20 protein-coding genes are annotated in these 26642 nt (G+C 68.7%); 11 read left to right on the top strand and 9 right to left on the bottom strand.

Going from position 1 to position 26642, the window contains the following annotated elements:
• The first annotated feature begins 113 nt into the window (after positions 1-113).
• Both ACZ42P_RS05355 and ACZ42P_RS05350 read left to right on the top strand, forming a co-directional pair.
• The gene (locus ACZ42P_RS05355; protein ID WP_464899049.1) at positions 114-1916 is read left to right on the top strand and encodes a putative bifunctional diguanylate cyclase/phosphodiesterase; all 1803 of its coding nucleotides are present in this window, start codon (positions 114-116) and stop codon (positions 1914-1916) included.
• A gap of 346 nt (positions 1917-2262) precedes the next feature.
• Positions 2263-3447, top strand: a complete 1185-nt coding sequence (locus ACZ42P_RS05350) for an HD-GYP domain-containing protein (RefSeq protein WP_464899048.1) — start codon at positions 2263-2265, stop codon at positions 3445-3447.
• Positions 3448-3453: 6 nt separating this feature from the next.
• Here the strand turns inward: ACZ42P_RS05350 and ACZ42P_RS05345 are convergent, their stop codons facing one another.
• Positions 3454-4977, bottom strand: coding sequence for a B12-binding domain-containing radical SAM protein (locus ACZ42P_RS05345; protein WP_464899047.1), 1524 nt, complete (start codon positions 4975-4977; stop codon positions 3454-3456).
• Between the two features lie 69 nt (positions 4978-5046).
• Positions 5047-6543 carry a DEAD/DEAH box helicase gene (locus tag ACZ42P_RS05340; RefSeq protein ID WP_464899046.1) on the bottom strand — a complete coding sequence of 499 codons (1497 nt, stop codon included), beginning with the start codon at positions 6541-6543 and terminating at the stop codon, positions 5047-5049.
• A gap of 350 nt (positions 6544-6893) precedes the next feature.
• On the opposite strand from ACZ42P_RS05340, the gene ACZ42P_RS05335 reads away from it, so the two are divergent.
• The 6 genes from ACZ42P_RS05335 to ACZ42P_RS05310 all read left to right on the top strand — a co-directional run bounded on the left by ACZ42P_RS05335 (position 6894) and on the right by ACZ42P_RS05310 (position 14046).
• The gene (locus ACZ42P_RS05335; RefSeq protein ID WP_464899045.1) at positions 6894-7292 is read left to right on the top strand and encodes a hypothetical protein; all 399 of its coding nucleotides are present in this window, start codon (positions 6894-6896) and stop codon (positions 7290-7292) included.
• Positions 7293-7363: 71 nt separating this feature from the next.
• Complete coding sequence (locus ACZ42P_RS05330) at positions 7364-7645, top strand: hypothetical protein (protein WP_464899044.1); 282 nt, start codon at positions 7364-7366, stop codon at positions 7643-7645.
• A gap of 11 nt (positions 7646-7656) precedes the next feature.
• Complete coding sequence (locus tag ACZ42P_RS05325) at positions 7657-9072, top strand: TolC family protein (protein ID WP_464899043.1); 1416 nt, start codon at positions 7657-7659, stop codon at positions 9070-9072.
• Between the two features lie 61 nt (positions 9073-9133).
• On the top strand, positions 9134-10498 hold the full coding sequence (locus ACZ42P_RS05320) for a multicopper oxidase family protein (RefSeq protein ID WP_464899042.1): 1365 nt from the start codon (positions 9134-9136) through the stop codon (positions 10496-10498).
• A gap of 16 nt (positions 10499-10514) precedes the next feature.
• Complete coding sequence (locus ACZ42P_RS05315; protein WP_464899041.1) at positions 10515-10859, top strand: copper-binding protein; 345 nt, start codon at positions 10515-10517, stop codon at positions 10857-10859.
• 91 nt (positions 10860-10950) lie between these two features.
• Positions 10951-14046, top strand: coding sequence for a PAS domain-containing hybrid sensor histidine kinase/response regulator (locus ACZ42P_RS05310; RefSeq protein WP_464899040.1), 3096 nt, complete (start codon positions 10951-10953; stop codon positions 14044-14046).
• On the opposite strand, the gene ACZ42P_RS05305 is transcribed toward ACZ42P_RS05310, so the two are convergent.
• The 5 genes from ACZ42P_RS05305 to ACZ42P_RS05285 all read right to left on the bottom strand — a co-directional run bounded on the left by ACZ42P_RS05305 (position 14043) and on the right by ACZ42P_RS05285 (position 20438).
• Positions 14043-14648, bottom strand: coding sequence for a cytochrome b/b6 domain-containing protein (locus tag ACZ42P_RS05305; protein WP_464899039.1), 606 nt, complete (start codon positions 14646-14648; stop codon positions 14043-14045). The genes ACZ42P_RS05310 and ACZ42P_RS05305 overlap by 4 nt on opposite strands.
• Before the next feature lies 1 nt (position 14649).
• Positions 14650-15138, bottom strand: coding sequence for a diheme cytochrome c (locus ACZ42P_RS05300; protein WP_464899038.1), 489 nt, complete (start codon positions 15136-15138; stop codon positions 14650-14652).
• Complete coding sequence (locus tag ACZ42P_RS05295) at positions 15135-15542, bottom strand: DUF1924 domain-containing protein (protein WP_464899037.1); 408 nt, start codon at positions 15540-15542, stop codon at positions 15135-15137. Before ACZ42P_RS05295 ends, ACZ42P_RS05300 begins: the two co-directional genes overlap by 4 nt.
• 128 nt (positions 15543-15670) lie before the next feature.
• A complete protein-coding gene (cphA, locus tag ACZ42P_RS05290; protein WP_464899036.1) occupies positions 15671-18250 on the bottom strand; it encodes a cyanophycin synthetase in 2580 nt (859 codons plus the stop codon).
• 10 nt (positions 18251-18260) lie between these two features.
• The gene (locus ACZ42P_RS05285; protein ID WP_464899035.1) at positions 18261-20438 is read right to left on the bottom strand and encodes a cyanophycin synthetase; all 2178 of its coding nucleotides are present in this window, start codon (positions 20436-20438) and stop codon (positions 18261-18263) included.
• A 234-nt stretch (positions 20439-20672) separates the two neighbouring features.
• Here ACZ42P_RS05285 and ACZ42P_RS05280 point away from each other — a divergent pair, with 234 nt between their 5' ends.
• Positions 20673-22928, top strand: a complete 2256-nt coding sequence (locus ACZ42P_RS05280; protein ID WP_464899034.1) for a cyanophycin metabolism-associated ABC transporter — start codon at positions 20673-20675, stop codon at positions 22926-22928.
• Positions 22925-23392 (top strand): cyanophycin metabolism-associated DUF1854 family protein, encoded by a 468-nt coding sequence (locus tag ACZ42P_RS05275; RefSeq protein WP_464899033.1) that lies wholly within the window; start codon positions 22925-22927, stop codon positions 23390-23392. The genes ACZ42P_RS05280 and ACZ42P_RS05275 overlap by 4 nt, the downstream gene beginning before the upstream one ends.
• A gap of 66 nt (positions 23393-23458) precedes the next feature.
• Here the strand turns inward: ACZ42P_RS05275 and ACZ42P_RS05270 are convergent, their stop codons facing one another.
• Positions 23459-23908, bottom strand: a complete 450-nt coding sequence (locus tag ACZ42P_RS05270) for a copper chaperone PCu(A)C (protein ID WP_464899032.1) — start codon at positions 23906-23908, stop codon at positions 23459-23461.
• Between the two features lie 149 nt (positions 23909-24057).
• On the opposite strand from ACZ42P_RS05270, the gene ACZ42P_RS05265 reads away from it, so the two are divergent.
• The gene (locus tag ACZ42P_RS05265; RefSeq protein WP_464899031.1) at positions 24058-24984 is read left to right on the top strand and encodes a type 2 periplasmic-binding domain-containing protein; all 927 of its coding nucleotides are present in this window, start codon (positions 24058-24060) and stop codon (positions 24982-24984) included.
• Here the strand turns inward: ACZ42P_RS05265 and ACZ42P_RS05260 are convergent.
• Positions 24960-26609: an ATP-binding protein gene (locus ACZ42P_RS05260; protein WP_464899030.1), complete on the bottom strand. Its 1650-nt coding sequence runs from the start codon at positions 26607-26609 to the stop codon at positions 24960-24962. The two genes, ACZ42P_RS05265 and ACZ42P_RS05260, sit on opposite strands and share 25 nt — an antisense overlap.
• Positions 26610-26642 lie beyond the last annotated feature (33 nt).

Raw genomic sequence — 26642 nt, 5'->3', positions numbered from 1 at the left:
ACCGGCGCGGGCCGGGGCCGGTACGCAGAAACAGCGACAATGAGAGCCGCGGCACGTGAACGCGGCCGGACGCATGCGGCGACGCCGGGGGAGGCGTTGTGTTTCCAGACCAAGTGTTGGCACTGAAGGCGCTCAAGGTGGCGGTGGTGACCGCCATCGCCCTGGCGCTTTTCTGGATGAGCCGGCGCGAGCCCGATGTCGCGCGGCATCCCGGCTGGGGCATGCTGCTCACTGGTTTGCTCATCGTCCTGCTGGGGGACGTGCTCAACCTGGCCTGGGGCGAGGCCGGGCGCTCCCTGTGGCCGGCACCCTTCCCGGAACTGGTGGAGATCACCCGCTACAGCGCCTGGGTGGGGGGCAATCTGCTTCTGGCGCTGGGCTTCTGGCGCTGGCTGCCGCTGGTGCGCCAGCTCAAGGAGGCGTGCAACGCCCTGAGTGCCGCCAACGAGGCGCTGGAGCGCGAGGTGGCGGAGCGTACGGCGGCGCTCAAGCAGGCCAACGAGCGGCTGCGCCACGACCTGGAGGAACGCAAGCGCACCGAGCGCGCCATGCGCCACATGGCGCACCACGATGCCCTCACCGATCTGCCCAACCGCACCCTGTTCCGCGACCGGCTCACCCATGCCATGGCCCAGGCGGACCGCTACCAGCAGAAGCTGGCGGTGATGTTCCTGGACCTGGACCGCTTCAAGGCCATCAACGACACCCTGGGCCACAACGTGGGCGACCAGCTGCTGCGCCAGGCCGCGGACCGCCTGCGAAAATGTGTGCGCGAATGCGACACCGTGGCGCGTCTGGGGGGCGACGAGTTCACCGTGATCGTGGAGGACGTGGGAGACCGGGACACCGCGGCGGTGGTGGCGCAGAAGATCATCGACGCCTTCGGCCAGGCCTTCCATCTGGGCGGACACGAAGTGTTCGTCACCCCCAGCGTGGGCATCACCGTCTATCCGGATGACGCCGAGCATCTGGACCATCTGCTGCGCAATGCGGACGCCGCCATGTACCGGGCCAAGGAATACGGCCGCAACAACTACCAGTTCTACATGCCGGAAATGAACGTGCGGGCGCGGGAACGCCTGCTGCTGGAAAACGCCCTGCGCCGGGCGCTGCTGCGCGAGGAGTTCGTGCTCTATTACCAGCCGCGGGTGGATCTCCGGAGCGGCCGGGTGATCGGCGCCGAGGCGCTTTTGCGCTGGCGGCATCCGGAGCTGGGCCTGGTGCCGCCCCGCGAGTTCGTGCCCATCCTGGAGGAGACCGGTCTCATCATTCCGGTGGGGGAATGGGTGCTTCGGCAGGCGTGCCGCCAGAACCGTGCCTGGCAGGACCTGGGCCTGCCGCCGGTGCGCATGGCGGTGAATCTCTCGGCGCGCCAGTTCGTGCAGAGGGACCTGGCGGGCCTCGTGGATCTCGTCCTGGCGGAAACCGCACTCGACGCAGCCTATCTGGAACTGGAAATCACGGAGGAGGTGCTGCTGGAACACACCGCCGGCAACGCCGCCACCCTGGAGCGCCTGCGTGCCCTGGGGGTGCACATCGCCATCGATGATTTCGGCACCGGCTATTCCTCCCTGTCCTACCTCAAGCGCCTGCCCATCCACACCCTCAAGATCGATCAGAGTTTCGTGCGCGACATCACCCTGGATTCGGATGGTGCAGCCATCGTCTCGGCCATCATCGCCATGGCCTGCAACCTGCGCCTCAACGTGCTCGCGGAGGGCGTGGAGACGGAGGCCCAGCTCAGCTTCCTGCGCGCCCAGGGGTGCAACGAGATCCAGGGCTATTCCTTTAGCTATCCCCTCACCGCGCAGGAATTCGAGCGCCTGTTGCGCGAGGGGCGCAGCATGCACGTGCTGCAGGGGTTGGCGGGTTACTACGTGAACCTGCCCTTCGGCAACCCCGCCGCGCGCCACTGATTCCCTGTCATCAACCTATAACTTTCGGCATATACCCTTCGGCGAATTCCGTCGCGGCACCGCCTTGGCGATGATGACCCCACCCGGCGGGCGACTTTGCCGCCGGCAGTGGGCAAGTTCGGGTGGCTTGCCCAGGGTGGTGGGTTCTCCGTCAGGGGCTTCCGCCACCGCCGTTTTCCGGTTTCCAACGGCCGGCCCGGCACGGGCGCCTGCCGGAGACCGGAACGGATTCATCCTCTGCGCCTCCTGACCCACGTTTCGTTTTCCAACGATGCGTGGGTTTTTTTTGGTCTCAAGAAAAAGGCCCTGCTGCCGATACGGGTTTCAACTCCGACGGAATCCGGCCATGCGCAAGACCATTCCTGTCGAACGACTACGCCTGGGCATGTATATCGAGCGGCTGTGCGGGAAGTGGCTGGACCACCCCTTCTGGCGCACGTCGTTTCTCCTCACCGACCCGGAGGATCTCCGGCTGCTCAAGACCTGCGGCCTGAAGGAGGTGGTGATCGACGTGAGCCGCGGGCTGGACGTGGCAGACCCTGCTACGCCTGCATCCGCCACACCGGCTGCCCCGCCGCCTGCCCAGCCGGCCGTGCCACCGCGGGTTTCCCTGGACGAGGAGCTGGAGCGGGCGCGGCAGATCCACGCCCGGGCCAAACGCCAGGTCACCACACTGTTTCACGAGGCACGCATGGGCAAGGCCCTGGACGTGGAGACGGTGGCGCCCCTGGTGGAGGACATCCAGAGTTCCATCGAACGCAATGCCCACGCCCTGTTGAGCGTGGTGCGCCTCAAGACCGCGGACGATTACACCTACATGCACTCCGTGGCGGTGTGTGCCCTCATGATCGCCCTGGGCCGTACCCTAGGGCTGGACCGGGACACCCTGCAGCGGGCGGGCACGGCCGGTTTGCTCCACGACATCGGTAAGATGGCCGTGCCGCCCGAGGTGCTCAACAAGCCGGGGCGGCTTACCGACGAGGAATTCGCCATCGTGCGGCGCCATCCCCGACAGGGTTGGGAAATCCTGCAGAACGCGCGCATGGATGACCAAATCGTGCTCGACGTTTGCCTGCACCACCACGAGCGCATGGACGGCAAGGGCTATCCGGAGGGACTCTCTGCGGACGACATCACCCTGTTCGCGCGCATGGGCGCGGTGTGCGACGTCTATGACGCGATTTCCTCCGAACGCTGCTACAAGCGTCCCTGGTCGCCCGGGGAATCCCTGCAGAAAATGGCCTCCTGGCGCCACGGCCACTTCGACGAGCGTGTGTTCCAGGCCTTTCTCAAGACCGTGGGCATCTATCCCATCGGTACGCTGGTGCGCCTGCGCTCGGGCCGGCTCGGGGTGGTGGTGGAACAGGCCGAAGACAACCTGCTCACGCCGCGGGTGAAGGTTTTCTTTTCCGGCAAGTCCGGCGGACCGATTCCCATCCAGATCGTGGATCTCAAGCGCAGCCACGATGCCATCGAGGCTGTCGAGGACGCGGGCCACTGGGGATTCGATCTGTCCAGGCTGGGCGTGTGAGCGACTTCAGGGACGCCCGGCCCCCGCGACGCGGTGACGCATCTGGCGCGCGCGGCGGGCGTCGGGGCCGTCCGGCTTCGTGACCGGGGATGCCCGCAGAAAGGCGGGCAGGGCGCCGGCCCCGGCCGCGGCGTAATCTTCGGCGAGCGCGGCACGGGCGGCATCCGGCGCCACACCCAGCACCTGGGTGAGACCCGCCTGCACCAGGCCGAACAGGCGTTCCAGAGCGAAGCCATGGGTCTGCTGCGTGGTTTGCCACAGCCAGTCACTGAAGGCGAGGAAACGCGCAAAGGGGGCCTCGCCCAGCAGCAGCGGCAGAGTGCGCGGCAGACGCCCCGAATTGCCGAGGAGATCCCAGTAGCGGGCAAAGCGCGCCAGCCGGCGCATGTCCGTGAAGTCAATGCGGTCCGTGGCCAGGATCTCGTAGGGCGGGTGGGGATTGAAACGCAGCCCGAAGCTCTCCGTGTGGCGCGCAATGGGCGCACCGCGCAGGCGTTTGAGCAGTCCCACCTGGATCTCGTGGGGCTTCAGGCGCACCAGGCGGTCGAAGCCTGCGCCGAAGCCCGCCAGATCCTCCCCCGGCAGCCCCGCGATGAGATCCACGTGGAGATGGGCATGGGTGTGCGCCCGCAGCCAGCGCAGGTTCTCTTCCGTGCGCACATTGTCCTGGCGCCGGGAGATGAGGGCCTGCACCGCGGGATCGAAAGTCTGCACGCCGATCTCCAGTTGCAGGCTGCCCGGCGGAAAGCGCGCCAGCGCCGCCTTCAGGGCTTCCGGCAGATGATCCGGAATCACCTCGAAGTGAAGAAACAGCCGCTCGTCCAGGCGGGCGAGGAAGAATTCCAGAACGCGCAGGCTGGTCTTCACGTTGAGGTTGAAGGTGCGGTCCACGAAGCGGAAATGGCGCGCGCCGCGCCGGTAGAGATCGTCCAGCGCCGCGAGAAAGTCTTCCTGGGGAAAGGCCCAGGCCGTCCGGTCCAGGGCGGACAGGCAGAACTCGCATTTGTAGGGACAGCCGCGTGAGGCTTCGACATAGAGGAAGCGATGGGCGATGTCCGCCTCCGTGTAGAGGGCATAGGGGAGCCGGATCTCGTCGAGGGGCGGCTGCACCCCCGGGATGATCTTCTGCGCGGGGGCCCGGCCGGACAGCAGCCCCTCGCACAGGACGCGGAAGCTCACTTCCCCCCAGCCCGTGATCACGTAGTCGGCCAACCGGACGATGGGCTGGCTGTCGGTTTCGTGGCTCACCTCCGGGCCGCCCAGCACCACCGTGACCTCCGGCGCGACGGTCTTCAGGAGCGCCACCACTTCCGTGGTCTGGGCCACGTTCCAGATGTACAGCCCCAGCCCCACGATGCGCGGCCGGGCCGCCAGAATCGCTTCCACGATTTCCGCCGCGGGGCGGGCGATGGTGAACTCCATCAGCGTGGCCTCGCCCGCCAGCGATCCCAGATTGGCGAGCAGACAGCGCAGGCCCAGGGAGGCATGGGCATGGCGGGCGTTGAGGGTGGCAAGGACGATGGCGGGCATGGAAAAGCCGTGCGCAAAGGGGCATTTTAGCCCCCTTCGGGCACGGCTCGGTTCCGGGCGGAAAGGGGGTCAGCGCCCGCGGCGTCCCGCGGCGCGCGGGCCGCTGCGTGTGCCGCGGTCCCCGCGGCCGTAGGCCCGGCGGTCGCCAAAGTCGGAGGGCAGGGGGCCGGAGCCGGTGAGCCGGCGGCTGCCCAAGCCATGGCCGGCGCGTTCCCCTTCGGGGCGGGCAGGGCGGTTGCCGATGGCCTCGGCAGCACGCCGGTCTTCCGGTCTTTGGCGCGTGTCGCGGGCATGGCCCGGCTCGGGCCTTGCGCCGAGGCGTCCGTCTCCTTCGCGTCTTGAGCCCTCGCGGCCTCCGTCGGGTCTGAAGGTGCCGGCCGGGCGGCGCCGGGAGCCGGGGCGGGGGCCTTCCGGACGTTCCGCCCGGGGCCTGGGTTCCAGGCCCGGAATGGCGGTGATGGCCAGGGGTGCGCCGGTGAAGCGCTCGATCTCGCGAATCATGCGCCGTTCCTCGGGCGTGGCCAGGGTGATGGCCACCCCGCTGCGTCCGGCGCGGCCGGTGCGGCCGATGCGGTGCACATAGTCCTCCGCCTGGCGCGGCGGCTCGAAGTTGATCACGTGGCTGATGCCCGCCACGTCGATGCCCCGCGCCGCCACGTCGGTGGCCACCAGGATCCGGGTGGCGCCGCGCCGCAGCTCATCCAGGGTGCGGTTGCGTTCCCGCTGCTGCATGTCACCATGCAGGGCGGCGCTGGCGAAGCCCTGCTCGCGCAGCCGGCCCGACAGTTCCTCCGTCCCCCGTTTGGTGCCGATGAACACCACCGCCTGGGTGAGACCGGCATCGCGCAGCAGATGGTCCAGCAGGCGCGACTTGTGGCGCGCGTCGTCGGCGAACATCAGGCGCTGGTCGATCCTGGCGCGGGCACCCTCCGTGGCGGTGATCTCGATGCGCTGCGGGTCGCGGGTGAGGCGGCGCGCCAGCTTGCCCACCACGCCGTCCAGGGTGGCGGAGAACAGCACAGTCTGGCGCGTGGCGGGCGTGGCGCCCACGATGGTCTCGATGTCGTCGATGAAGCCCATGTCCAGCATGCGGTCGGCCTCGTCCAGCACCAGGGTTTCCAGGCGCGCGAAATCGATGCGGCCGCGTTCCAGGTGATCCATGAGACGGCCGGGGGTGGCGATGACGATGTCCACCGGCTGGGACAGGGCCTTGAGCTGAAGTCCATAGGGGCTGCCGCCCACCAGCGCCGCGCTGCGCAGGCCGTGCAGATGCCGGCCGTAGGTGCGCGCGGCCTTTTCCACCTGCAGGGCGAGCTCGCGCGTGGGGGTGAGCACCAGCAGGCGGGGGCCCCGCCCCGCACCGGCGGCAGGCCGGGCCAGCCGCTGCAGGGCGGGCAGCAGGAAGGCAGCGGTCTTGCCGCTGCCGGTGGGGGAGGAAACGAGCAGATCGCGGCCCGCCAGCGCCGCGGGAATGGCCTGCGCCTGCACGGCGGTGGGCTGCTGGTAGCCGCTCGCGGCCAAAGCGTTCAGGAGGGCCTCATCGAGGCCGAGTTCGGCAAAAGTCATGGTTACCTTCAAGAATGCGGCGCATGCCGATGGCGGCGCGCCAGATGAGGGCTGACCGGAAAACCGGGGTGCCCCGAAAACAATCGTGCAGCCCGGCTTGATTCGGAATCAGGAACGGGAACGGCCGATTGGCGTTTTACACCGGCGCCAACCGTTTCGGCGTGCACCGCGCGGGCGGTGACAAAGAGGTCGGGGACGATGGTGTGCCGCACACGGACGGGCCGGCGCGGCACGAGGCTGTGCATCCTACGCACCCGCAGCGGGCGTGTCCAGCGATATTTTGCGGTCGGCCTTGCCGCGGCCGCGCCGGCATTGCTAGACTCGGTCCACTGCCTTGGGAACCGGCTGCCATGTCCCGCACGCCTGCCTTGTTTGTCCTGTTGGTGCTTGTCCTCACCCTGCCCCTGCGGGCGGTGGGGGCAGTGACCATGCTGGGCTGTGCAGGTCACGGGGGGGTGGCCGCCGCCGCGGTGGGACATGCCGCGGCGGCCCACGCCCCGCAGCACGGGCATGACGGTGCCGCCCATTCCCATCCCCTGCCATCCCACGACGGTGCCCATGGCGGCCATGGGTGGGCAGGCTGCCAGGTGTGCGGCGACTGCTGTCTCTACGTCAACGCCATGCCCGTGACACCGCCGCTGACGGGAATGCCGGGGCAGGCCGTCCTGCCCGTCTTCCTCGTCCAGCCCTATACGGGCTTTCACCCCGAAGGTCCGGAGCGTCCTCCCCGGCACACCGTTGCCCTCTGACCCGGGTGACCGGCACGCGCTGCCGGTCGGGGAGCGGGCCTGCGCCCGCGTTTCAGGTAACGGAGTGCTTCATGAAGACGCTCAAACGCATCCCGGTGGCTGCCTGTCTGGCGGCTGCCCTGCCGGCGCTCGCCGGTGTTCCCGATCCTGCCGATCCGGCCCTGCCGGTGCCGCCATGGCAGTACGTGTCCGCCTTTGCCGACTACCGTCCGCTGGCGGAGCCCGAGCGCCTCGACTGGCGCGCGGCCAATGCCGGGGTGACCGGCGCCGGCGCGCCGGCCGCGGCCGGCGCCGATGCCGCGTCCCGGGAGGCGCCGATGGACCATCATCACCCGCACCCCCATCACCACTGAGGAGCGCAGGCATGGCAAGGACAAGATTCCTGGGCGCGTTGCCGCTGGCCGCGCTGCTGGGGGGGCTCGCCGGTTGCGCGAGTCTCAGTCCGGATCACGGGTTCGATGCCGTGGCGGCACACGCCTCGGCCGAACTGGGCAAGACGGTGCGCTGGGCCCGCAGCGATGCCGAGCGGGAGACTCTGCGCGAGGAAGTGCAGCGCCTGCTCGCCCAGCCCCTGTCCGTGGACGATGCGGTGCAGGTGGCGTTGCTCAACAATCGGGGGCTGCAGGCCACCTACGCCGAGCTGGGCATCGCCGAGGCCGCGCTGGTGCAGGCGGGGCGTCTGCGCAATCCCGGTTTCACCTTCACGCGCCTCGCACGCGACGGCCAAAACGGCGAGATCGTGGACATCGAGCGCAAGTTCCTGTTCGACGTGCTGGGCCTGCTCACCCTTTCCACCCGCACCCAGATCGAGACACGCCGTTTCGAGCAGACGAAGTTGCGGGTGAGCCGCGAAGTGCTGCGGCTGGCCGCCGACACCCGCCGCGCCTGGTATGAGGCGGTGGCCGCGGAGCAGGCCGTGCATTACCTGGAAAGCGTGAAGGAAGCGGCGGACGCCGGGGCGGAACTTGCCCGGCGCATGGCGGCGGTGGGCAATCTCAATCGGCTCGACGCCCTGCGCCAGCAGGTGTTCTATGCCGAGGCGGTGGCCGAGCTCGCCCGCGCCCGGGAACGGGCGCTGCGCAGCCGCGAGCGGCTCATCCGCCTTTTGGGGCTGTTTGGCGAGCAGACCGCCTTCCGCCTGCCTGAGCGGCTGCCGGAGCTGCCGGCCGCGGTCCGGGAGGAAAGGGAACTGGAGGCAGCCGCCCTCCGGCGCCGGCTGGACATCGCCATGGCGCGCCGGGAGGTGGACGGCCTGGCGGCTTCCCTGGGCCTCACCCGCGCCACCCGTTTCGTCAACGTGCTGGAAGCTGGTTACCTGCGCAACAGCACCACCGGCGAGCCGCGCCAGACCGGCTACGAAATCGAACTCTCCATTCCCCTGTTCGATTTCGGCGAGGCCAAGGTGGCCCGGGCCGAGGCGGTGTACATGCAGGCCGTGAACCGGCTCGTGGAGATCGCCGTCAACGCCCGCTCGGAAGTGCGCGAGGCCTACAACGCCTACCGCACCGCCTACGATCTCGCCCGCCATTACCGCGACGAAATCGTGCCCGCAGCCAAACGCATCTCGGAGGAACAGCTGCTGCGCTACAACGGCATGCTGATCGGTGTGTTCGAATTGCTGGCCGACACACGCAGCCAAATCGCCGCGGTGAGTGCCTCCATCACCGCCCTGCGGGACTTCTGGCTGGCCGAGACGGACCTGAACACCGCCCTCGCCGTGGGTGGCGTGCGCGGGGTGGCCTTTGCCGCGCCGGTCGCCGCGGCCGACGGCGGACATTGAGACGGTTTGCCCGGTGCCGCAGCCTGGCCGGGCACCGGCGGACGGGAAAAGGAATGGACAGATGACGACACGCAGAAAGTTTCTGAAGGCCGCGGCCCTGCTGGGCGGCGGCGTGGTGGGCAGGGCGGCGCTGGCGGCCCTGCCCGAAGTGACGAGCCACAGCGATCCCGCCACCCAGCCGCCGGCCATGCCCGCGGCCGGGCGACCTTACCGGCCCATCGTCACCCTCAATGGCTGGAGCCTGCCTTTCCGCATGAAGAACGGCTGGAAGGAATTCCACCTGGTGGCCGAGCCGGTGGTGCGCGAGTTCGCCCCGGGGATGAAGGTCAACATGTGGGGCTACAACGGTTCCAGCCCCGGCCCCACCATCGAGTGCGTGGAAGGCGACAAGGTGCGCATCTTCGTCACCAACCGGCTGCCCGAGCACACCACCGTGCACTGGCACGGCATCCTCCTGCCCAACGGCATGGACGGCGTGGGCGGGCTCACCCAGCCCCAGATCCAGCCCGGCAAGACTTTCGTCTATGAATTCGAAATGAAGAAGTCCGGCACCTTCATGTACCACCCCCACGCGGACGAGATGGTGCAGATGGCCATGGGCATGTATGGCGGCCTGATCGTGCATCCGCGCAATCCCGCCCATCACCGTGTGGACCGGGACTTCCTGTTCATCATGACCGCCTACGACATCGAGCCCGGCAGCTACACGCCCAAGGTCAACACCATGCTGGAATTCAACCTGTGGACCTGGAACAGTCGGGTGTTTCCGGGCATCGACCCGTTCGTGGTGCGCCTGGGCGACCGGGTGCGCATCCGCTTCGGCAATCTCACCATGACCAATCATCCGATCCACCTGCACGGTTACGATTTCGAGGTCACCGGCACCGATGGCGGCTGGGTGCCCAAGTCCGCCCGCTGGCCGGAAGTGACGGTGGACTGCGCCGTCGGTCAGATGCGGGCCATCGAGTTCGATGCCGTGCATCCGGGGGACTGGGCCATCCACTGCCACAAGTCGCACCACACCATGAACGCCATGGGCCACGCCGTGCCCACCCTCATCGGGGTGGACCAGAAGGGCATCACCGAAAAAATCCTCAAGCTCGTGCCGGACTACATGGCCATGGGGTCGGCGGGAATGGCCGAGATGGGCAGCATGGAAATGCCCCTGCCCGACAACACCCTGCCCATGATGACGGGACAGGGGCCCTTCGGTCCCATCGAGATGGGAGGCATGTTCAGTGTGGTGAAGGTGCACCCGGACGTGAAGCCCGGTGACTACCGTGATCCCGGCTGGTACCGCCATCCGCCGGGCACCCTGGCGCGGGAATGGACGCAGGACACGCCCGAACCGCCACGCAGGGAATCCCAGGCGGCCGGCACGGCCCCGCTCAGCGTGGTCAAGCCCGGCGGTCATCGTCACCATTGAGAATAAGGAGTCATACATGTCTGGCAAGCATTGCCTCGTACTCACCGCCGTTCTGGCCGCGCTGCTGCCCCTGCCTGCTCCGGTTGCCGCCCAGGAACATGTCCACGCGCACGAACACGTGGCACCCACCACCGGGTCGTTTCTCGCCGAAGGCGAGGTGCGCAAAGTGGACCGCGCCGGCAACCGGCTCACCCTGCGCCACGGCCCCCTGGAAAACCTGGGCATGGGTGCCATGACCATGGTGTTCCGGGTCGCCGATCCCCGCCTGCTGGAAGGGTTGAAGGTGGGGGATCGGGTGCGCTTCCACGCCGAACGCATAGACGGCGCGCTCACGGTGACCCGGCTGGAGCCGGCGCCCTGACAACCCCCGGGGCGGCCTCAAGTTTGGGCGCCGCCCGCCGATACAGGGCGGACGACCTGACTGCCGCCCGCCGCCGGCACGGACCGTATCCATGCCCGACGACAAATCGCTCCTTTCCCACGACCTGGCACGCCGCCTGCGGCTGCTTTCCCGCATCGCGAGCGATACTACCAATGCCGTCATCATCACGGATGCCGAAGGCCGCACCGAATGGGTGAACGACGGCTTCTACCGGCTTTGCGGCTACCGGCTGGAGGATCTGCGGGGACGCAAGCCCGGGGAGCTCCTGCAGGGGCCGGACACCGACCGGGACGAGGTGGCCCGCATCCATGCCGCGCTGGAGGCGGGGCGGGGATTCACGTCGGAACTGGTCAACTACGACCGGGAGGGACGGGCCTACTGGGTGGAGATCCGCTGCTCGCCCCTCTACGACGAGAACGGCCGGCTGGAAGGTTTCCTGGCCATCGAAACCGACGTCACCAAGCGCAGGGAGATGGAGCAACGCCTGCGCGAGGCGGTGCGGGAAACCGCCAACTTCCGCTTCGCCCTCGACCAGCACGCCATCCTGAGCATCACCGACGCCCGGGGCGTGATCCTCGACGTCAATGCCAAGTTCGAGACCATCAGCGGCTATCGCCGTGACGAACTCATCGGCCAGACCCACCGTCTGCTCAAATCCGGCCGGCACCCGGACAGCTTCTACGCGGAAATGTGGCAGACCATCTCCGCCGGCCGGGTGTGGCAGGGTGTGATCTGCAACCGGCGCAAGGACGGCAGCCTGTACTGGGTGGAATCCTCGATCGTGCCCATCCTCGACGAGGCGGGCAAACCCCGCCAGTACATTTCCATCCGCACCGAGGTCACGGATCTGGTCGAGACCCAGGAGCAACTGCGGGCCGAGCGGGATTTCTTTGACGCGGCGATCAACGCCATCCGGGGCACCTTCCAGGTGGTGGACCAGGCGGGCCGTCTTCTGCGCTTCAACCGGCAGCTTCCCGAGCTGACGGGATATTCCCGGGAGGAGCTGGCGGCCCTGCCCGCCTGGGAACTGGTGGCGCCGGAGCAGCGGGAACTGGTGCGCACCATGGCCCAGCGGGGCTTCGCCGAAGGCCAGTGCGAGGTGCAGGCGGATCTCTATACCCGGGACGGCCGGCGCATTCCCTTTCTGTTCCAGTCCTCCCGCTTCGAGACGGAATCCGGGCCGGTGCTGATCGGTACCGGCACCGATGTGTCGGGCCTCGTAAAACTGCAGCGGGATCTGGAAAAGCGCGAGGAGCGGCTGCGCCGCAGCCAGCGCTATGCCAACATCGGCACCTGGGACTGGAACATCCAGACCGGCGAGCTGTACTGGTCGGAACGCATTCCGGCGCTGTTCGGCTATCCCGAGGGGGCGCTGGAGACTTCCTATGAGAATTTCCTGGCCGCGGTGCATCCGGATGACCGTGAGCGGGTGATCGAGGCCATCAATTCCGCGGTCGAGCGGGACGTGCCCTACGAGATCGAACACCGCGTGGTGTGGCCCGACGGCAGCGTTCGCTGGCTGCTGGAACGCGGGGCGGTCAGGCGGGCAGCCGATGGCACGCCGCTGCACATGCTGGGCGTGGTGCAGGACATTCATGCCCGCAAGACGGCGGAACTTGCGCTGGCCGAAAGCCGCGGCCGGCTGGAGGAGGCCCAGCGCATCGCCCGGCTCGGACACTGGGAAGCGGACCTGGTCACGGGCAGCCTGTTCTGGTCGGAACAGGTATTCGAGATCTTCGGCTACGATCCCGCGACCTTCACGCCCAGCGTGGAGGCCTTTTATGCCGCGGTGCATCCGGACGACGTGGAGAAGGTGCGCGCCAGCGAGCGGCGGGCCGCCGAGACTGGGGTCCACAACGTGGTGCACCGCATCGTGCGTCCGGACGGGACGGTGCGCTGGGTGCGGGAACTCGCCCAGTTTCATCGGGATGCTTCCGGGCGCCCGGTGCGCCTGATCGGCACGGTGCAGGACGTGACCTCCCTCAAGGAAACGGAGCTTGCGCTGGTGGCGGCGAAGGAACAGGCGGAACAGGCCCGGGAAGCGGCGGAGCGGGCCAACCGGGCCAAGTCCGAGTTCCTCTCCAGCATGAGCCATGAACTGCGTACGCCCATGAACGCCATTCTCGGTTTCGCCCAGCTCATGGACATGGATGCCGCCCTGCCCGAGGAACACCGGCAGGCCGTGCAGGAAATCCTGCGGGCCGGCCGGCGCCTGCTGGGACTCATCAACGACGTGCTCGACCTCGCGAAGGTGGAGGCGGGGCGGGTGGACCTCTCCCTGGAGCCGGTCCCCTGCGACGAACTGTTCCGGGAGTGCGCAAGCCTCGTGTCAGCCCAGGCGGCCGAGCGCGAGGTGACGCTGCGGGTGGAACCCGTTCCCCTGGTGGTCCAGGCCGACCGGCTGCGCCTGCGCCAGGTGGTGGCCAACCTCCTCACCAATGCCATCAAGTACAACCGCAAGGGTGGCGAGGCGCACCTGCAGGCAGCCCCGGAGGGCCACGGTGTGCGCATCAGCGTGCGCGACACGGGGCCGGGCATCGCCCCGGAAAAACAGCATGAGCTGTTCCAGGCCTTCAACCGCCTGGGGGCGGAACGCACTGACGTGGAGGGCACCGGCATTGGGCTGGTGATCGCGCGCCGCTTCACGGAAATGATGGGCGGGCGCATCGGTGTGGACAGCCAACCCGGTCGCGGCAGCACCTTCTGGGTGTGGTTGCCGGCGGCCACACCGGCGCAGGCACCAAGGGGCAGTCGGGAAACCGCCCGGACGGCGGCGCCGGCGGCCGAAGCGCGGCGCCTGGCGGTACTCTACGTGGAGGACAATCCGGCCAACATGCGCCTCGTGGCCCAGCTCCTCGCACGCCGGCCCGGTGTGGAATTCTTCGGTGCCGCCACTCCCCAGGCGGCCCTCAATATCGCTGCGGCGCGCGTGCCCGATCTGGTGCTCCTGGACATCAACCTGCCGGAAATGGACGGTTATGCCCTGCTTGCGCGCCTGCGTGCCCTGCCGGGCATGGCTGCCGTGCCCGTGGTGGCGCTCACTGCTGGCGCCACCCCGCGGGAGGTGGAACGGGGACGGGCGGCGGGTTTCGCCGAATATCTCACCAAGCCCCTCGACGTGCGCCATTTCTACGAAGTCGTGGAGCGCCTGCTGGCCGCCCGCTAACGGGTTAGGAACCACGCCGTCGCCAGGGTGCCCGCGAGGAGCAGCGGGACTGCCCAGGCGCGCGCCGAGGCGATCGCCTCTTCCGGCCTGCCGTGCTTCATGCCGGTGATCATCGCCCGCACCAGGTTTTCCCCATGCACGAGGCTGCCGACGACCACCCCGGCGACATGCACGCCGACGACCATCAGCAGGGTATTCGCGAGCCCTTCGTGCAGTTCCCCGAGCCAGTGACCGCCCCAATCGTTGTAGATCAGCCAGCCGGTGCCGCCGGTGGCGAGCCCCAGACCAAGGAGCAGCAGGATCGCCCAGGCGCCTGCCGGATTGTGGCCGGTGGTGGGCGCTGCACGGCCCGTGAGCAGACCCCTGAGATAGAGGAGGGCGGCCGACGGCGCTTTCACGAAGCGGGCAAAGCGTGCATGCCGGGTGCCTAGAAAGCCCCACAGGAGACGGAACAGCATCACGCCCACCACCGCACCGCCGGCAAAGGCATGGACCCGCCGCCAGGTTTCGCTTTCGCCCGTGAGCCAGGCGACGGCAAAGGCGGCCACCAGCAGCCAGTGGCCGATGCGCACCGGCCAGTCCCAGACGAGGATCTTCTCCATTTCAATCTCCTTCCCAATGGCGGCCGCCTGGCATGACGATTTCCCGCTCCCGGAAGCTGCCCTGCGCGGCCTGGGTGTGGCAGGCGGCGCAGTTGGCCGGTGTCTTGACCTGCCGCCACTCGGCAGGGGGGACCTCTTGGTGCTCGCGCTGGAACCAGGGCGTCTCAGTGAGCCGCGGCAACTCACGCTGTCGTGCCGTGTTGCTGCGGCCAAGCTTCGCCGGACTGCCGGCATTGCGCACGAGAAAGTCTTCGATGGCACGCCGCGTCGGCTCATCGAGCCTGGCGTTGTCGCCGTAGTGTTTGTCGAGGCCCGCCATCACGCGCCGCCAGTCGTCTGCAGGCAGAAACTGCGGTGGATAGGCGACGTGGCAGCTTCCGCACTCGGTCGGAAAGGCCGGCGGCGCACCGGCGGGCAGCCCCTGCCTGTCGGCCAGCACCGGGCTGCAAAGGGAGACGAGCACGAGGCCGGTCAGGACATGCGCTTTCATGGCCGCGCCTCCAGCATGAAGGCGATGAAATCGGCCTTCTCCGCCGCGGTGCAGGCGCGGTCCACCACCTCCCTGCAGTTGCGGCCGAACCACTTCTCCGCCCGGGCCAGATCGGTGAAGCGCTCCGGATTGGCGGCCGGGGCGAGGGGCCGGATGGCCTTGTCGGTGACCACGTGACGGCCCGGCTGGGTCGGTTTGTCGGTGTGGCAACTCACGCAGGCCGGCATCCTGGGCGACACGTTGAAGCGGCGCGCGTAGAACTCGGCGCCGCGCTGGGCCGAAGGGACGAACTGGGGGGCCGAGCCCATGGCTTCGGCGCGATAGTGGGCGAGCAGCTCGGCAGGCGGTGCCGCAAGGGCGCTCCCCGCAGTGAACAGCAGAAGGGTGAAGGTGGCGGCTTTCATGACGAGACTCCCCGGTTGCGTGAGACATGCAACGGGAGTCTGCCGCAGCCGCCTTAAAGCAGCCTGAGCGTTGGCTTAACCGCCGCTTAACGGAGGGGGCCGCCGAGGTGGGTGCGGCGGGTCGGCAATCAGGCCACTTGGGCGTGCGCGATGCGGCTTTGCAGGTGCGCGAGCGCAGCCTCCACCTGGTCCACCAGGATGAGGCAGAGGTCGCCCGGCTGCAGTTGTGCCAGGGCCTGGTCGATGGCGGCGAACTCGCCGCGGATTTCCCGGATGTTTTGCGCGCGACGGGCCCGGGCCAGGCCCTCGCGCAACAGCACGAAGGTTTCGCCGGGGGCGCGTCCCCGCAGGCAGGCGTCCTCGTAGAGGATCACGTCATCGAAGGCATGGCCGAGGATCTCCGCCTGGGCCCGGATGTCCTCGTCGCGACGGTCTCCGGCGGCACTCAGCACCACGCTGCGGCGCCGCGCCGGCATGGCTTCCACGGCCTGCACCAGGGCGTGCATGGCGTCCGCGTTGTGGCCGTAGTCGGCGATCACGGTGGCGCCACGGTAGTCGAACACGTTGAAACGGCCGGGGGTGCGCGAGACATCGGAAACGAAGCTGGCCAACCCCCGGCGGATGACGTTCCAGTCGAGGCCCAGCGCCCAGGCCGCCCCAATGGCGGCCATGGCATTGTCGACCTGGAAACCGATGCTGCCATGGCGCGTGAGGGGCACTTCGCTCAAGGGTATGCGCAGCTCGAAGGCGCCTTCCACCGCGACGATGTCGCCCCCCTCGCGGTACACCAGGCGCTTGCCCTGTGCCCGCTGGGCCACCGCCACCGGATGGTGCACATCGTGGGCGAAGAAGGTGATGCTGCCGGGACAGTGGCTCGCCATCTCGGCGACGCGCGCGTCGCAGGCATTGAGTACCGCCACGCCATCCGGCGCGACATTCTGCACGATCACCCGTTTCAAGACCGCCAGCTCTTCCACGCTCTGGATAAAGTTGAGGCCCAGATGGTCGCCGCTGCCCACGTTGGTGACCACGGCCACCTTGCAGCGGTCGAAGCCCAGTCCCTCGCGCAGCAGACCGCCGCGGGCGGTTTCCAGCACCGCGGCATCCACGTCTGGATGCATGAGCACGTTGCGTGCACTCTTCGGGCCGCTGCAGTCACCGCTGTCGATCTGTTTGCCGTTGACGAACACACCGTCGGTGAGGGCCATGCCCACGCGATGCCCGGCCAGGGTCAGCAGGTGGGCGATGAGGCGCACCGTGGTGGTCTTGCCATTGGTGCCGGTGACGGCCACCAGCGGGATGCGGCCATCCTCCCCCGGCGGGAACATCCAGTTGATGATGGCTTCCCCTACCGGGCGGGGCTTGCCAAAGGAGGGGGCGAGATGCATGCGCAGTCCCGGGGCGGCATTCACTTCCACGATGCCGCCGCCCTGTTCCTCCAGTGGCTTCATCACCGTCTCGCACACCACGTCCACGCCGCAGATGTCCAGCCCCACCATCTGCGCTGCCTCCACCGCACGCGCCGCCACTTCCGGATGCACGTCGTCGGTGACGTCGGTGGCGGTGCCGCCGGTGGACAGGTTGGCGTTGTTGCGCAGCAGTACACGCCGGCCCTTCTCCGGGATGGAGTCGGCACTCAACCCCTGGGCGGCGAGCTGGGCGAGGGCGATGTCGTCGAAGCGGATCTTGGTGAGCAGCGTGGCGTGCCCTTCGCCGCGGCGTGGGTCGGCGTTCACCTGATCCACCAGCTCGCGCACGGTGTGCACCCCGTCGCCGATCACGTGGGGTGGCTCGCGCCGGGCGGCAGCCACCATCTGGTGTCCCACCACCAGCAGGCGGTGGTCGTGGCCCGGGATGAAGCGTTCCACCAGCACCTCCGGGCCGAATTCCGCGGCGGCGGCAAAGGCACGCAGGAACTGCTCGCGGTCGGTGACGTTCACCGTCACCCCCTTGCCCTGGTTGCCATCGCGCGGCTTCACCACCACCGGCAGACCAATGGACTGGGCGATGTGCCAGCCGGTGTCGGGGTCGCTCACCGGCCGGCCGGCTGGCACCGGCACGCCGGCGGCCTCGAGCAGCATCTTGGTGAGATCCTTGTCCTTGGCGATGTCCTCGGCGATGGCGCTGGACCAGTCGGTCTCCGCGGCCTGGATGCGCCGCTGCCTGGCGCCCCAGCCGAACTGCACCATGCTGCCTTCGGTGAGCCGCCGGTAGGGAATGCCGCGGGCCAGCGCCGCCTGCACGATGGCGCCGGTGGAGGGCCCCAGGCGCACGTCCTCGTCCAGCTCCCGCAGGCGGGAAAGCGCTTCGGCGAGGTCGAACGGGGCATCCTCCCGCGCGGCCTGGATCAATCGTGTCGCGAGCTCCAGGGCGAGGCGGCCCACGGCCTCCTCGGTATATTCGAACACCACCAAATAGGTGCCCGGCTCCACCGTCGGCGCCGTGTGGCAGAAACTGACCGGACAGCCGGCCTGGGCCTGCAGCCCCAGGGCAGCGAAACCCAGGGCATGGGCCAGGGAGATGTCGCCCTCGAAACCTATGGGACGCATGGCACCGATGTCCGGAAAGCGCGCCCGCAACCGGGTTTCGAATGCAGGGATTTCGCCGATGCGGATTTCATCCGGCGCAAGGACCACCAGGGCCTCGAGGGAGGTGTGGCGGCTCCACAGATTGGGGCCGCGCAGGGCGCGCACGCGTTGGATTTCCATGGCGTATCCTTCAGGCGGAAAGGCCCACTTGGGCCGGCTCGCAGGTTTCGATGCCGGTGCGGATGAGATCCTCCGGCAGGCCGAGGGCGAGACCGGCGGCGATGGCGGCGAGCACCGCCTCCCGTTCCGTGTCCCCGGCATGGGCGAGGAGGGCGATGCCGTCGAGCCGCGTGAACACGCTTTCCTCGAGCCCATTGGCACGGATGATGTGACCCTCGCGCACGAACAGTGCCTGACCGCCCTGGGCGCGATGCCGGGCGAGGGCCTCGATACCGCCGTCGCGGGCGTAGAGGATGACGGCGCCGTCACACAGCTGTGCCATCTTCACGGCCAGGGGATCGTGGGCGTTGAGCACGGCCACGCCCTGGGGCAGGACCACGTCCACCTGGGTGCGCAGTACGGTGTAGAGCTGGTCCGCATCCTGGATGTAGTAGCGCGCCAGGCGCTCCCACCCCGAGACATCGGTGACGATGCCCACCTGGCAGCGGTCGTAGGGCAGACCCTCGTCGAGGATCAGTTCGGCGGGGCTTTCGAACACCGCGGCGTCGGCCATGCGGTTCATCAGCAGCTGGTGCCCGGCGATCCAGCGGCAGCCGTCATGGCTGCTCACATGGCGGCGGTCGAAGAACACACCGTCGCGGCAGGCAAGGCCCGTGCGCCGGCCGGCCAGCTGCAAAAGCAGGGTGGTCAGGCGCGCGATCAGGGTGGTGCCGCGCCGGCCGGTGACGCCCACGATGGGAATGCGGCCGGTGCTGTTGTCCGGGAACAGGTGAGCGACGATGGCGCGTCCCACGGGGCGCGGTTGGCCCTCCGCCGGCTTCAGGTGCATGAGCAGGCCGGGCCCGGCGTTGACTTCCACGATGGCGCCACCCTGTTCCTCCAGGGGCCGGGAGATGTCCTCCGCCACGAGGTCGATGCCCGCCACGTCCAGCCCCACGATGCGTGCCGCCAGGGAGGCCGCGGCCGCCACTTCCGGATGCACCCGGTCGGTGACGTCGAAGGCCACATTGCCATTGCGCTGGACCAGGATGCGCGCGCCGGCGGGAGGCACGTCCCCGCCGCGCCAACCCTGGCGCAAAAGCTCCAGTTCCACGGCCGGATCCTCCTCGATGCGGATCACGTTCAGGGGATAGTCCTCGGTGGTGCCGCGGCGCGGATCGGTGTTGATCTGGCTGTCGATCAGTTCCGCCACGGTGGAACGGCCATCACCCGTGATCCAGGCGCTTTCCCCCTTGGCGGCGGCGACCACTTTGCCGCCCACCACCAGCAGGCGGTGTTCGTTGCCGGGCACGAAGCGCTCCACGATCACCTCGCTGCCCTCCCGTTCGGCGAGATGGAAAGCGGCCTCGATTTCCTCCCGGGTCCTGAGATCGAGGGACACGCCCCGGCCGTGGTTGGCATCCACCGGTTTCACCGCCACCGGCAGACCGATGTCCTGGGCCGCTTCCCAGGCCTCCGCGGGCGTTTTGACGATGCTGCCCTGGGGAACCGGCACGCCGCAGGCGGCGAGCAGGCGCTTGGTGAGATCCTTGTCGCCGGCGATGGATTCGGCGATGGCCGGCGTGCGGTCGGTCTCGGCGGTCCAGATGCGCCGGCTCTGCGCCCCGTAGCCGAGCTGCACCAGGTTGCCGTCGGTGAGGCGGATGTGGGGAATGCCGCGCTCCGTGGCGGCATCGACGATGGAGGCGGTGGAAGGTCCCAGGCACAGCCGGTCGGCCAGCTCGCGCAGGCGGGCGATGGTGCCCGCCACGTCGAAGGGCGTGTCCTCGATGGCGGCCATCACCAGGTCGCGCCCGGCTTCCAGGCAGGCGCGGCCCACTTCCTCGTGGCGGGTGCGCACCACCACCTTGTACACCCCGCGCACCGGCGTGCTGCGGGCCTTGCCAAAGCCCACCTTCATGCCCGCCAAATTCATGAGCTCGATGGTGACGTGCTCCAGGATGTGGGCCGGCCAGGTGCCTTCCCGCAGGCGCAGCAGGAAGCCGCCCCGTTCACCCACGCCGCAGCGGTGTTCCACCAGTCCCGGCAGCCAGCCGGTGAGGCGTTCGTAGAAGCCCGGGATGGTGTTGGAGGGGGCGTCTTCCAGATCGCCGATGTCCACCCAGGCTTCCAGCACCGGGCGGTAGGTCCACATGTTGGGGCCGCGCAGATGGATGATGCGCAGAAATTCGATGGATCGTCTGGTCATGATGGGGCGTCTCTGGCCGCAGTCCGTTGCGTGGGCATCGGCCAGACGAAGGAGGATGGAAGCACTGGGATATAATGCGGCACAGGGCCGCTCCTGCGAAAAATTGCGAAGCATAACCGAAAAGCGCCTTTCCTACATGGCCTGGGGGTCGTGTCCGGCAGGCGGCCCATCCCGGTCAACCACCGGCTGCGCCACCCGTTTTTCGAGCATCTAACGCACAGCCTGCACTTTCCGATGACAACACCCCGCCAACCCGATCCTCCCCTGCAGGGAGGGGAAACCCTCCTTGCGACCCTCGAGCTCGACTTGGACGCGGGGCTCAACTTCGGGCGCGGCTGGCTGGCCGTCACCGACCGGCGCCTGCTGGCGCGGCCCCCCGAAGCAGCCGACTGGCAGGCCTGGGACCTGCGGCCGGGGCTGCGGCTGGAGCAGTCGGACCACGCCGGCGTGGGCACGCTGGAGCTGATGGATGAGGATGGCCGGCTCGCGGTGTGGCATTACACCCTGGGGCACAATCTCGCCGCCACCCGCCTGGTGCGCCAGTTCGGGCGGGCGCTGGCCGCCTGGCTCAAGCGCCAGCCCCTGGCGCCCGAGACGGAAAGCCTGTGTCCCACCTGCGGTGCGCCCCTGCCCCCGGAGGCCGAGGCCTGTCCCCTGTGCGCCCGGGAGACGGAGGAGCCGCCGTCCACCTGGGTGCTGCTGCGCCTGTGGCGCTTCGCGCGCCCCTACCGGGACCGGCTGTTCGCCGCCTTCCTGCTCACCCTGGCCTCCACCGCGGCGGGGCTGGTGCCGCCCTACCTCACCATGCCCCTGATGGACGACGTGCTGATTCCCTACCAGAACGGCCAGCCCATCGACACCCGCCTGGTGATCCTCCTGCTCGCGGGGCTCCTGGGCGCGGCACTGCTAGCCTGGGCACTGGGCTGGGCCCGGACCTACATCCTGGCGCTGGTGTCGGAGCGCATCGGCATGGACCTGCGCACCACCACCTATGAACACCTGCTGCGCCTGTCCCTGGAGTATTTCGGCAGCAAGCGCACCGGCGATCTCATGGCCCGCATCGGCTCCGAGACCGACCGCATCAACGTCTTCCTGTCCCTGCACCTGCTGGATTTCGCCACCGACGTGCTGATGATCCTGATGACGGCGGCCATCCTGTTTTCCATCAATGCCTGGCTGGCCCTGGTGACCCTGCTGCCGCTGCCCTTCATCGCCTGGATGATCCATCTGGTGCGCGACCGGCTGCGCACCGGCTTCGAAAAGATCGACCGCGTCTGGTCCCAGGTCACCAGCGTGCTGGCCGACACCATTCCGGGCATCCGGGTGGTCAAGGCCTTCGCCCAGGAGGAACGGGAGGCGGAGCGTTTCCGCGAGGCGAACCGCCACAACCTGGTGGTGAACGACCGCCTCAACCGCACCTGGTCCCTGTTCTCGCCCACCGTGACCCTGCTCACGGAAATCGGTCTGCTGGTGGTGTGGGCGTTCGGCATCTGGCAGGTCTCCCGCAATCAGATCACCGTGGGCGTGCTCACGGCCTTTCTGGCCTACATCGGGCGCTTCTACACCCGCCTCGATTCCATGAGCCGCATCGTCTCCGTCACGCAAAAGGCGGCCGCCGGCGCCAAGCGCATCTTCGACATTCTGGACCACGTCTCCACGGTGCCGGAACCGGCGCGCCCGGTACATCTGCCGGAAGTGAAGGGGCGCATCGAACTGAAGCAGGTGGGCTTCCGCTACGGCAACCGCGCGGTGCTGCACGACATCAATCTGGTGATCGAACCCGGCGAAATGATCGGCCTGGTGGGTCACTCCGGTTCCGGCAAGAGCACCCTGGTCAACCTCATCTGCCGCTTCTACGACGTGAGCGAAGGCGCCATCCTGGTGGATGGCGTGGACGTGCGCCAGCTGCCCATCGCCGAATACCGGCGCCACATCGGCCTGGTGCTGCAGGAGCCCTTCCTGTTCTTCGGCACCATCGCCGAGAACATCGCCTACGGCAAACCCGCCGCCACACGCCAGGAGATCGTCGCCGCCGCGCGGGCCGCCCATGCCCACGAATTCGTGCTGCGCCTGCCCCAGGCCTACGATTCCCTGGTGGGCGAGCGGGGGCATGGCCTGTCCGGGGGCGAGCGTCAGCGCATCTCCATCGCCCGCGCGCTGCTCATCGACCCGCGCATCCTGATCCTGGACGAGGCCACCAGCTCAGTGGACACGGAAACCGAAAAGGAAATCCAGAAGGCCCTGGACAACCTGGTGGCGGGACGCACCACCATCGCCATCGCCCATCGTTTGTCCACGCTGCGCCGGGCGGACCGACTGGTGGTGATGGACCGGGGCCGCATCGTGGAGATCGGCACCCACGACGAACTCATGGCCCACCAGGGACATTACTGGCGCCTGTATCAGGCCCAGGCGCGCAACGTGGATACCGAGCCGGATGAAATGGAGCCGGAGATCCCGGCGGTGGTGAAGGCGGCCAGCGCGCCATGAGCCCGGAATTCCAGCTCACCCGCAATGCCTTCGGCCGTCTGGTGCTGGTCCTGCCGGATGGCAGCCGCTACGAGGGCGTGGTGCCGGTGCGTGCCTTTCCCATCACCGCGCCGCGCGAGGGCGTGGCCCTGGTGGGAAGCGATGGCCACGAACGCCTGTGGATTCCCGCCCTGGATCAGCTGGACGCCCCCCGCCGGGCTTTGATCGAAGAGGCCCTGGCCAGCCGGGAGTTCATGCCGGAGATCCGGCGCATCGTGAAAGTCTCCAGCTTCGCCACGCCCAGCGTATGGGAGGTGGAGACCGACCGGGGCCGCACCCAACTCACCCTCAAGGGCGAGGAAGACCTGCGTCCCCTGGGCGCCCACAGCCTGATCGTGGTGGACAGCCACGGCATCCAGTTCTTCATTCGCGACCTGATGCAGCTGGACCGGGCCAGCCGGCGCATCCTGGACCGTTTCCTGTGAGGGGGGACCGGGGTCAAACCCGACCATGAATGAAGGCGGGAGGCGGCATCCGGCCGCCGCGCCGGTTCAGTGGTGGTGATGCCCGTGGGCTTCGGCCAGGGCCTTGGCCTGCGCCTTGACCTCGATTTCCTGCCTGCCGCCCTTCGTTTCCACCACCAAAGTCAGGGGCACGCTGTCGCCTGCCTTGACCTGGCCTTTCAGACCCATGAGCATGATGTGGTAACCGCTGGGACTGAGTGCCACGGCTTTGCCCGCGGGTAGCTCCAGGCCGGGGATGGCGCGCATTTTCATGACGCCGCCTTCCATTTTCATTTCGTGGATCTCCACGGTCCGGGCCACGGGCGAGCGTGCCGCCACCAGGCGTGCGTCTTCCTTGGCCGTGAGCTCCATGAAGGCGCCGGTGGCGGTCTGCGCCGGCACCGTGGCGCGCACCCAGGGATCCTTGACGTCCACCTGGGCGAGCGCGCCGGTGGCGACGAAGGCGGTCAGGGCGGCCATGAGGGCGAGACGGTTCATGTATGTTCTCCTTGCGCAAATGGTGAAGAGCCTTTCATGATGCCAGAACCACTGCCGCCGGCTTGCGACCAATTGTCGCAGGGGCCGGCCCGGCGCGCATGGCCCGCCAGGGGATTTGCGCGATAATGGGGGGTGACCCGGGAACACCCATGATGAACCGCCGACATTTTTTGCTCTCCGCACTGGCCCTGGCGGTCCCCCCGGCCGGCCGGTCCCGTGCCGGGGTGGAAGATCTCCTGGCGGAAAGCGTCTGCCGCACCCGCCCGGCCGGCTTCATGCCCGCCTCCCTGCCACCGCCCCGGCCGGGGGTGCTGCGCTACCAGGGCACCCACATCCTCACCCACGGTGCCTTCCGCGAGCTGGCCGATGCCTACCGCGGTCCCCACGGTGAGCGTGTGTGGGTGGCGGGCGGCGGCTGCGATGACGGCATCACCACCGTGCGCCGGGGCCTGGCGGAACTGGGAGGCATGTGCTGCCCGGTGCAGGGGTCGCGGGGCGAAGGGCTGCCCTGGCTGCTGGTGGCCCGGGACATGAAGGTGGTGATCGTGCATCCCGGCAATCCCCTGGAAAACGTGAGCTTCGACGCCCTGCGCGCCATCGCCCGCGGGCGCGTCACCCGCTGGCGCGAGCTGGGCGGCGAGGACCGCGCCATCGCCCTGGTGGCGCGCAAGCATTGCCCGGACTATTTCGAACCGGTGCGGGAGCTCATCATCGGGCGCGGCGCCGACTGGTCACCGCGCGGCCTGTTCGTGGAACGGGATGAGCAGATCACCGAGCTCGTGTCACGTTTTCCCGGCAGCCTGGGCATCGTCAGTTACGTGTTCGCCAAACCGCTGGTGGAGGCCGGGCGTCTGCGTCTGCTGGCGGTCAACGGCGTGCGGCCCGGCGCGTGGGCCGTGAAAAGCGGGCGGTACCGCCTGCACGGTCCGCTGTCCGTGATCTGGCGGGAATGGCGGCCGGAGATGCGCCCCTGGTTCGACTTCCTCTACGGGCCCCAGGGGCAGGCCATTGTGGCGCGTGCCCTAGTGCCGGTTTCCGCCGAGGAGGCGGACTATCGGCCGCTGCGCTGGACCTGAAGGGGCAGGCGCAGGATCAGTTCTCCGCCCGGGCCTTCGCCCAGGGCCAGACTGCCCCCATGGGCGTGCACGATGGCGGCGGCGCTCGCCAGCCCCAGGCCGCTGCCGCCGCGCTTGGTGGTGTAGAAGGGCTCGAACAGGTGGGCGCGCGCTTCCGCCGAGAAGCCCGGTCCCTGGTCGCGCACCCGCAGCACGGCGTGGTCGTCCTCCCGTGCAAGCCTGACGCTGATCGGCGTGTGGGGCGCGGCGTCGCGGGCATTGTCCAGCAGATTGTCCAGCACCCGTTCCAGCTGATAGGCATCCACGCTCACCGGCAGGGGCTCGCCTTCGTCGCTCCACTCCAGGGTGACATCCGGGTGGCGGGCCTGCCAGCGGCCGACGATGGCGCGGCAGAGGGGGACGAGATCGGTGGACTCCGTCTGCAGGCGCACCGGGCGGCCATAGGCAAGCAGCTGGTCCACGGTGCGCATGCAGCGTTCCACGTGGTGCAGCACCAGACGCGCATCCTTCAGGCGTGCCTCGTTGCCCGAGCGCTCCGCCTCGCGCGCATCCAGCTCCGCCACGCCGCGGATCACCGACAGGGGGTTGTTGATGTCGTGGGCCACGCGCGCCGCCATGCGGCCGATGGCCGACAGGCGCGCCTGCTGTTCCATCTGGCGTTCCAGCTCCCGCAAACGTGCCAGATCTGCCGTCATGGTGTTGAAGGCCATCACCAGCCGGGCGATTTCGTTGTTGCCTGCCACGGGGGCCACGGGTCGGAACTCGCCGCGCCCCACCGCGCCGACGGCGGCGGTGAGCTCCGCCAGGGGGGCCAGGCGGCGGCGCAGGGTGATTCCCAAAATGAGCGCCAGCAGGGCGCCTGCGCTGGGCATGAGCCACGCCAGCAGCCTTTTCACCTGGGCCAGCGCCCGTTCCACACTGTCGTCCACGCGCACGTCCAGCCACACCGGACTCCCCGCGGTGGGCAGCGTCACGCGCTGGCCGCTGGCGGGGGTATCCGGGCGTGCCAGGGCGACGCGAATCTCGCCCTGGGGGGGATACATTTCTGCCACCACGCTGCCCAGGGGGCGGGCGAGCCACAGCAGGGCCATGGGGTTGCCGGCCCGGCTCACGGGGGCGCTGGCGGCGAGCCAGGGCGCGCCGTCGATCCATACCACCCGCGCCTCGCCCCGGTCCAGGTCGCTGGGTGGGCTCACGGGGGGCGTGAGGGCCGGCGCGGCGGCGATCAGACGGCCGGTGGATTCCCACAGTCGCACCGCATCCAGTTGGAAGGTCCGGGCAATGCGTGCCACGGCCTCGGCGGGGTGGCTCGCCTCGCCTTCCAGGTAGAGGTGGTAGTAGGTCGCGTTGGCCAGTTCCGCGTCGTGGCTCAACAGTTCCGCCAGATGGTCCAGGGCGGCCAGTTCGCGGCCGATGGCGGCCTGGACCTGCTGGCCGGCGCGCATCTGGCGCTGGGCGGCGAATTCAGCGAAGCGCTGGCTCACGAAGTGGTCGATGCCCAAAAACAGCAGACCACCGATCAAAAGCACGCTGGCGACGGCCGCCAGGATGAGCTCGGTGACCAGGCCCGGACGCAGCGGGCGGGACAGGCTGGGCTTGAGCGGCGCGGCAAGGGTTTCGCTCATGGCACAATGCGGGCTGAAACGATGATTCCGGCA

It is taken from the genome of Thiobacter subterraneus (assembly GCF_055379455.1).
This window is presented reverse-complemented; position numbering and strand designations above follow the sequence as displayed.

Coding starts and splice junctions, on each gene's coding strand:
- ACZ42P_RS05350 (WP_464899048.1), top strand. CDS start 2,263: ATGCGCAAGACCATTCCTGTCGAACGACTACGCCTGGGCATGTATATC.
- ACZ42P_RS05345 (WP_464899047.1), bottom strand. CDS start 4,977: ATGCCCGCCATCGTCCTTGCCACCCTCAACGCCCGCCATGCCCATGCC.
- ACZ42P_RS05340 (WP_464899046.1), bottom strand. CDS start 6,543: ATGACTTTTGCCGAACTCGGCCTCGATGAGGCCCTCCTGAACGCTTTG.
- ACZ42P_RS05335 (WP_464899045.1), top strand. CDS start 6,894: ATGTCCCGCACGCCTGCCTTGTTTGTCCTGTTGGTGCTTGTCCTCACC.
- ACZ42P_RS05330 (WP_464899044.1), top strand. CDS start 7,364: ATGAAGACGCTCAAACGCATCCCGGTGGCTGCCTGTCTGGCGGCTGCC.
- ACZ42P_RS05325 (WP_464899043.1), top strand. CDS start 7,657: ATGGCAAGGACAAGATTCCTGGGCGCGTTGCCGCTGGCCGCGCTGCTG.
- ACZ42P_RS05320 (WP_464899042.1), top strand. CDS start 9,134: ATGACGACACGCAGAAAGTTTCTGAAGGCCGCGGCCCTGCTGGGCGGC.
- ACZ42P_RS05315 (WP_464899041.1), top strand. CDS start 10,515: ATGTCTGGCAAGCATTGCCTCGTACTCACCGCCGTTCTGGCCGCGCTG.
- ACZ42P_RS05310 (WP_464899040.1), top strand. CDS start 10,951: ATGCCCGACGACAAATCGCTCCTTTCCCACGACCTGGCACGCCGCCTG.
- ACZ42P_RS05305 (WP_464899039.1), bottom strand. CDS start 14,648: ATGGAGAAGATCCTCGTCTGGGACTGGCCGGTGCGCATCGGCCACTGG.
- ACZ42P_RS05300 (WP_464899038.1), bottom strand. CDS start 15,138: ATGAAAGCGCATGTCCTGACCGGCCTCGTGCTCGTCTCCCTTTGCAGC.
- ACZ42P_RS05295 (WP_464899037.1), bottom strand. CDS start 15,542: ATGAAAGCCGCCACCTTCACCCTTCTGCTGTTCACTGCGGGGAGCGCC.
- cphA (WP_464899036.1), bottom strand. CDS start 18,250: ATGGAAATCCAACGCGTGCGCGCCCTGCGCGGCCCCAATCTGTGGAGC.
- ACZ42P_RS05285 (WP_464899035.1), bottom strand. CDS start 20,438: ATGACCAGACGATCCATCGAATTTCTGCGCATCATCCATCTGCGCGGC.
- ACZ42P_RS05280 (WP_464899034.1), top strand. CDS start 20,673: ATGACAACACCCCGCCAACCCGATCCTCCCCTGCAGGGAGGGGAAACC.
- ACZ42P_RS05275 (WP_464899033.1), top strand. CDS start 22,925: ATGAGCCCGGAATTCCAGCTCACCCGCAATGCCTTCGGCCGTCTGGTG.
- ACZ42P_RS05270 (WP_464899032.1), bottom strand. CDS start 23,908: ATGAACCGTCTCGCCCTCATGGCCGCCCTGACCGCCTTCGTCGCCACC.
- ACZ42P_RS05265 (WP_464899031.1), top strand. CDS start 24,058: ATGATGAACCGCCGACATTTTTTGCTCTCCGCACTGGCCCTGGCGGTC.
- ACZ42P_RS05260 (WP_464899030.1), bottom strand. CDS start 26,609: ATGAGCGAAACCCTTGCCGCGCCGCTCAAGCCCAGCCTGTCCCGCCCG.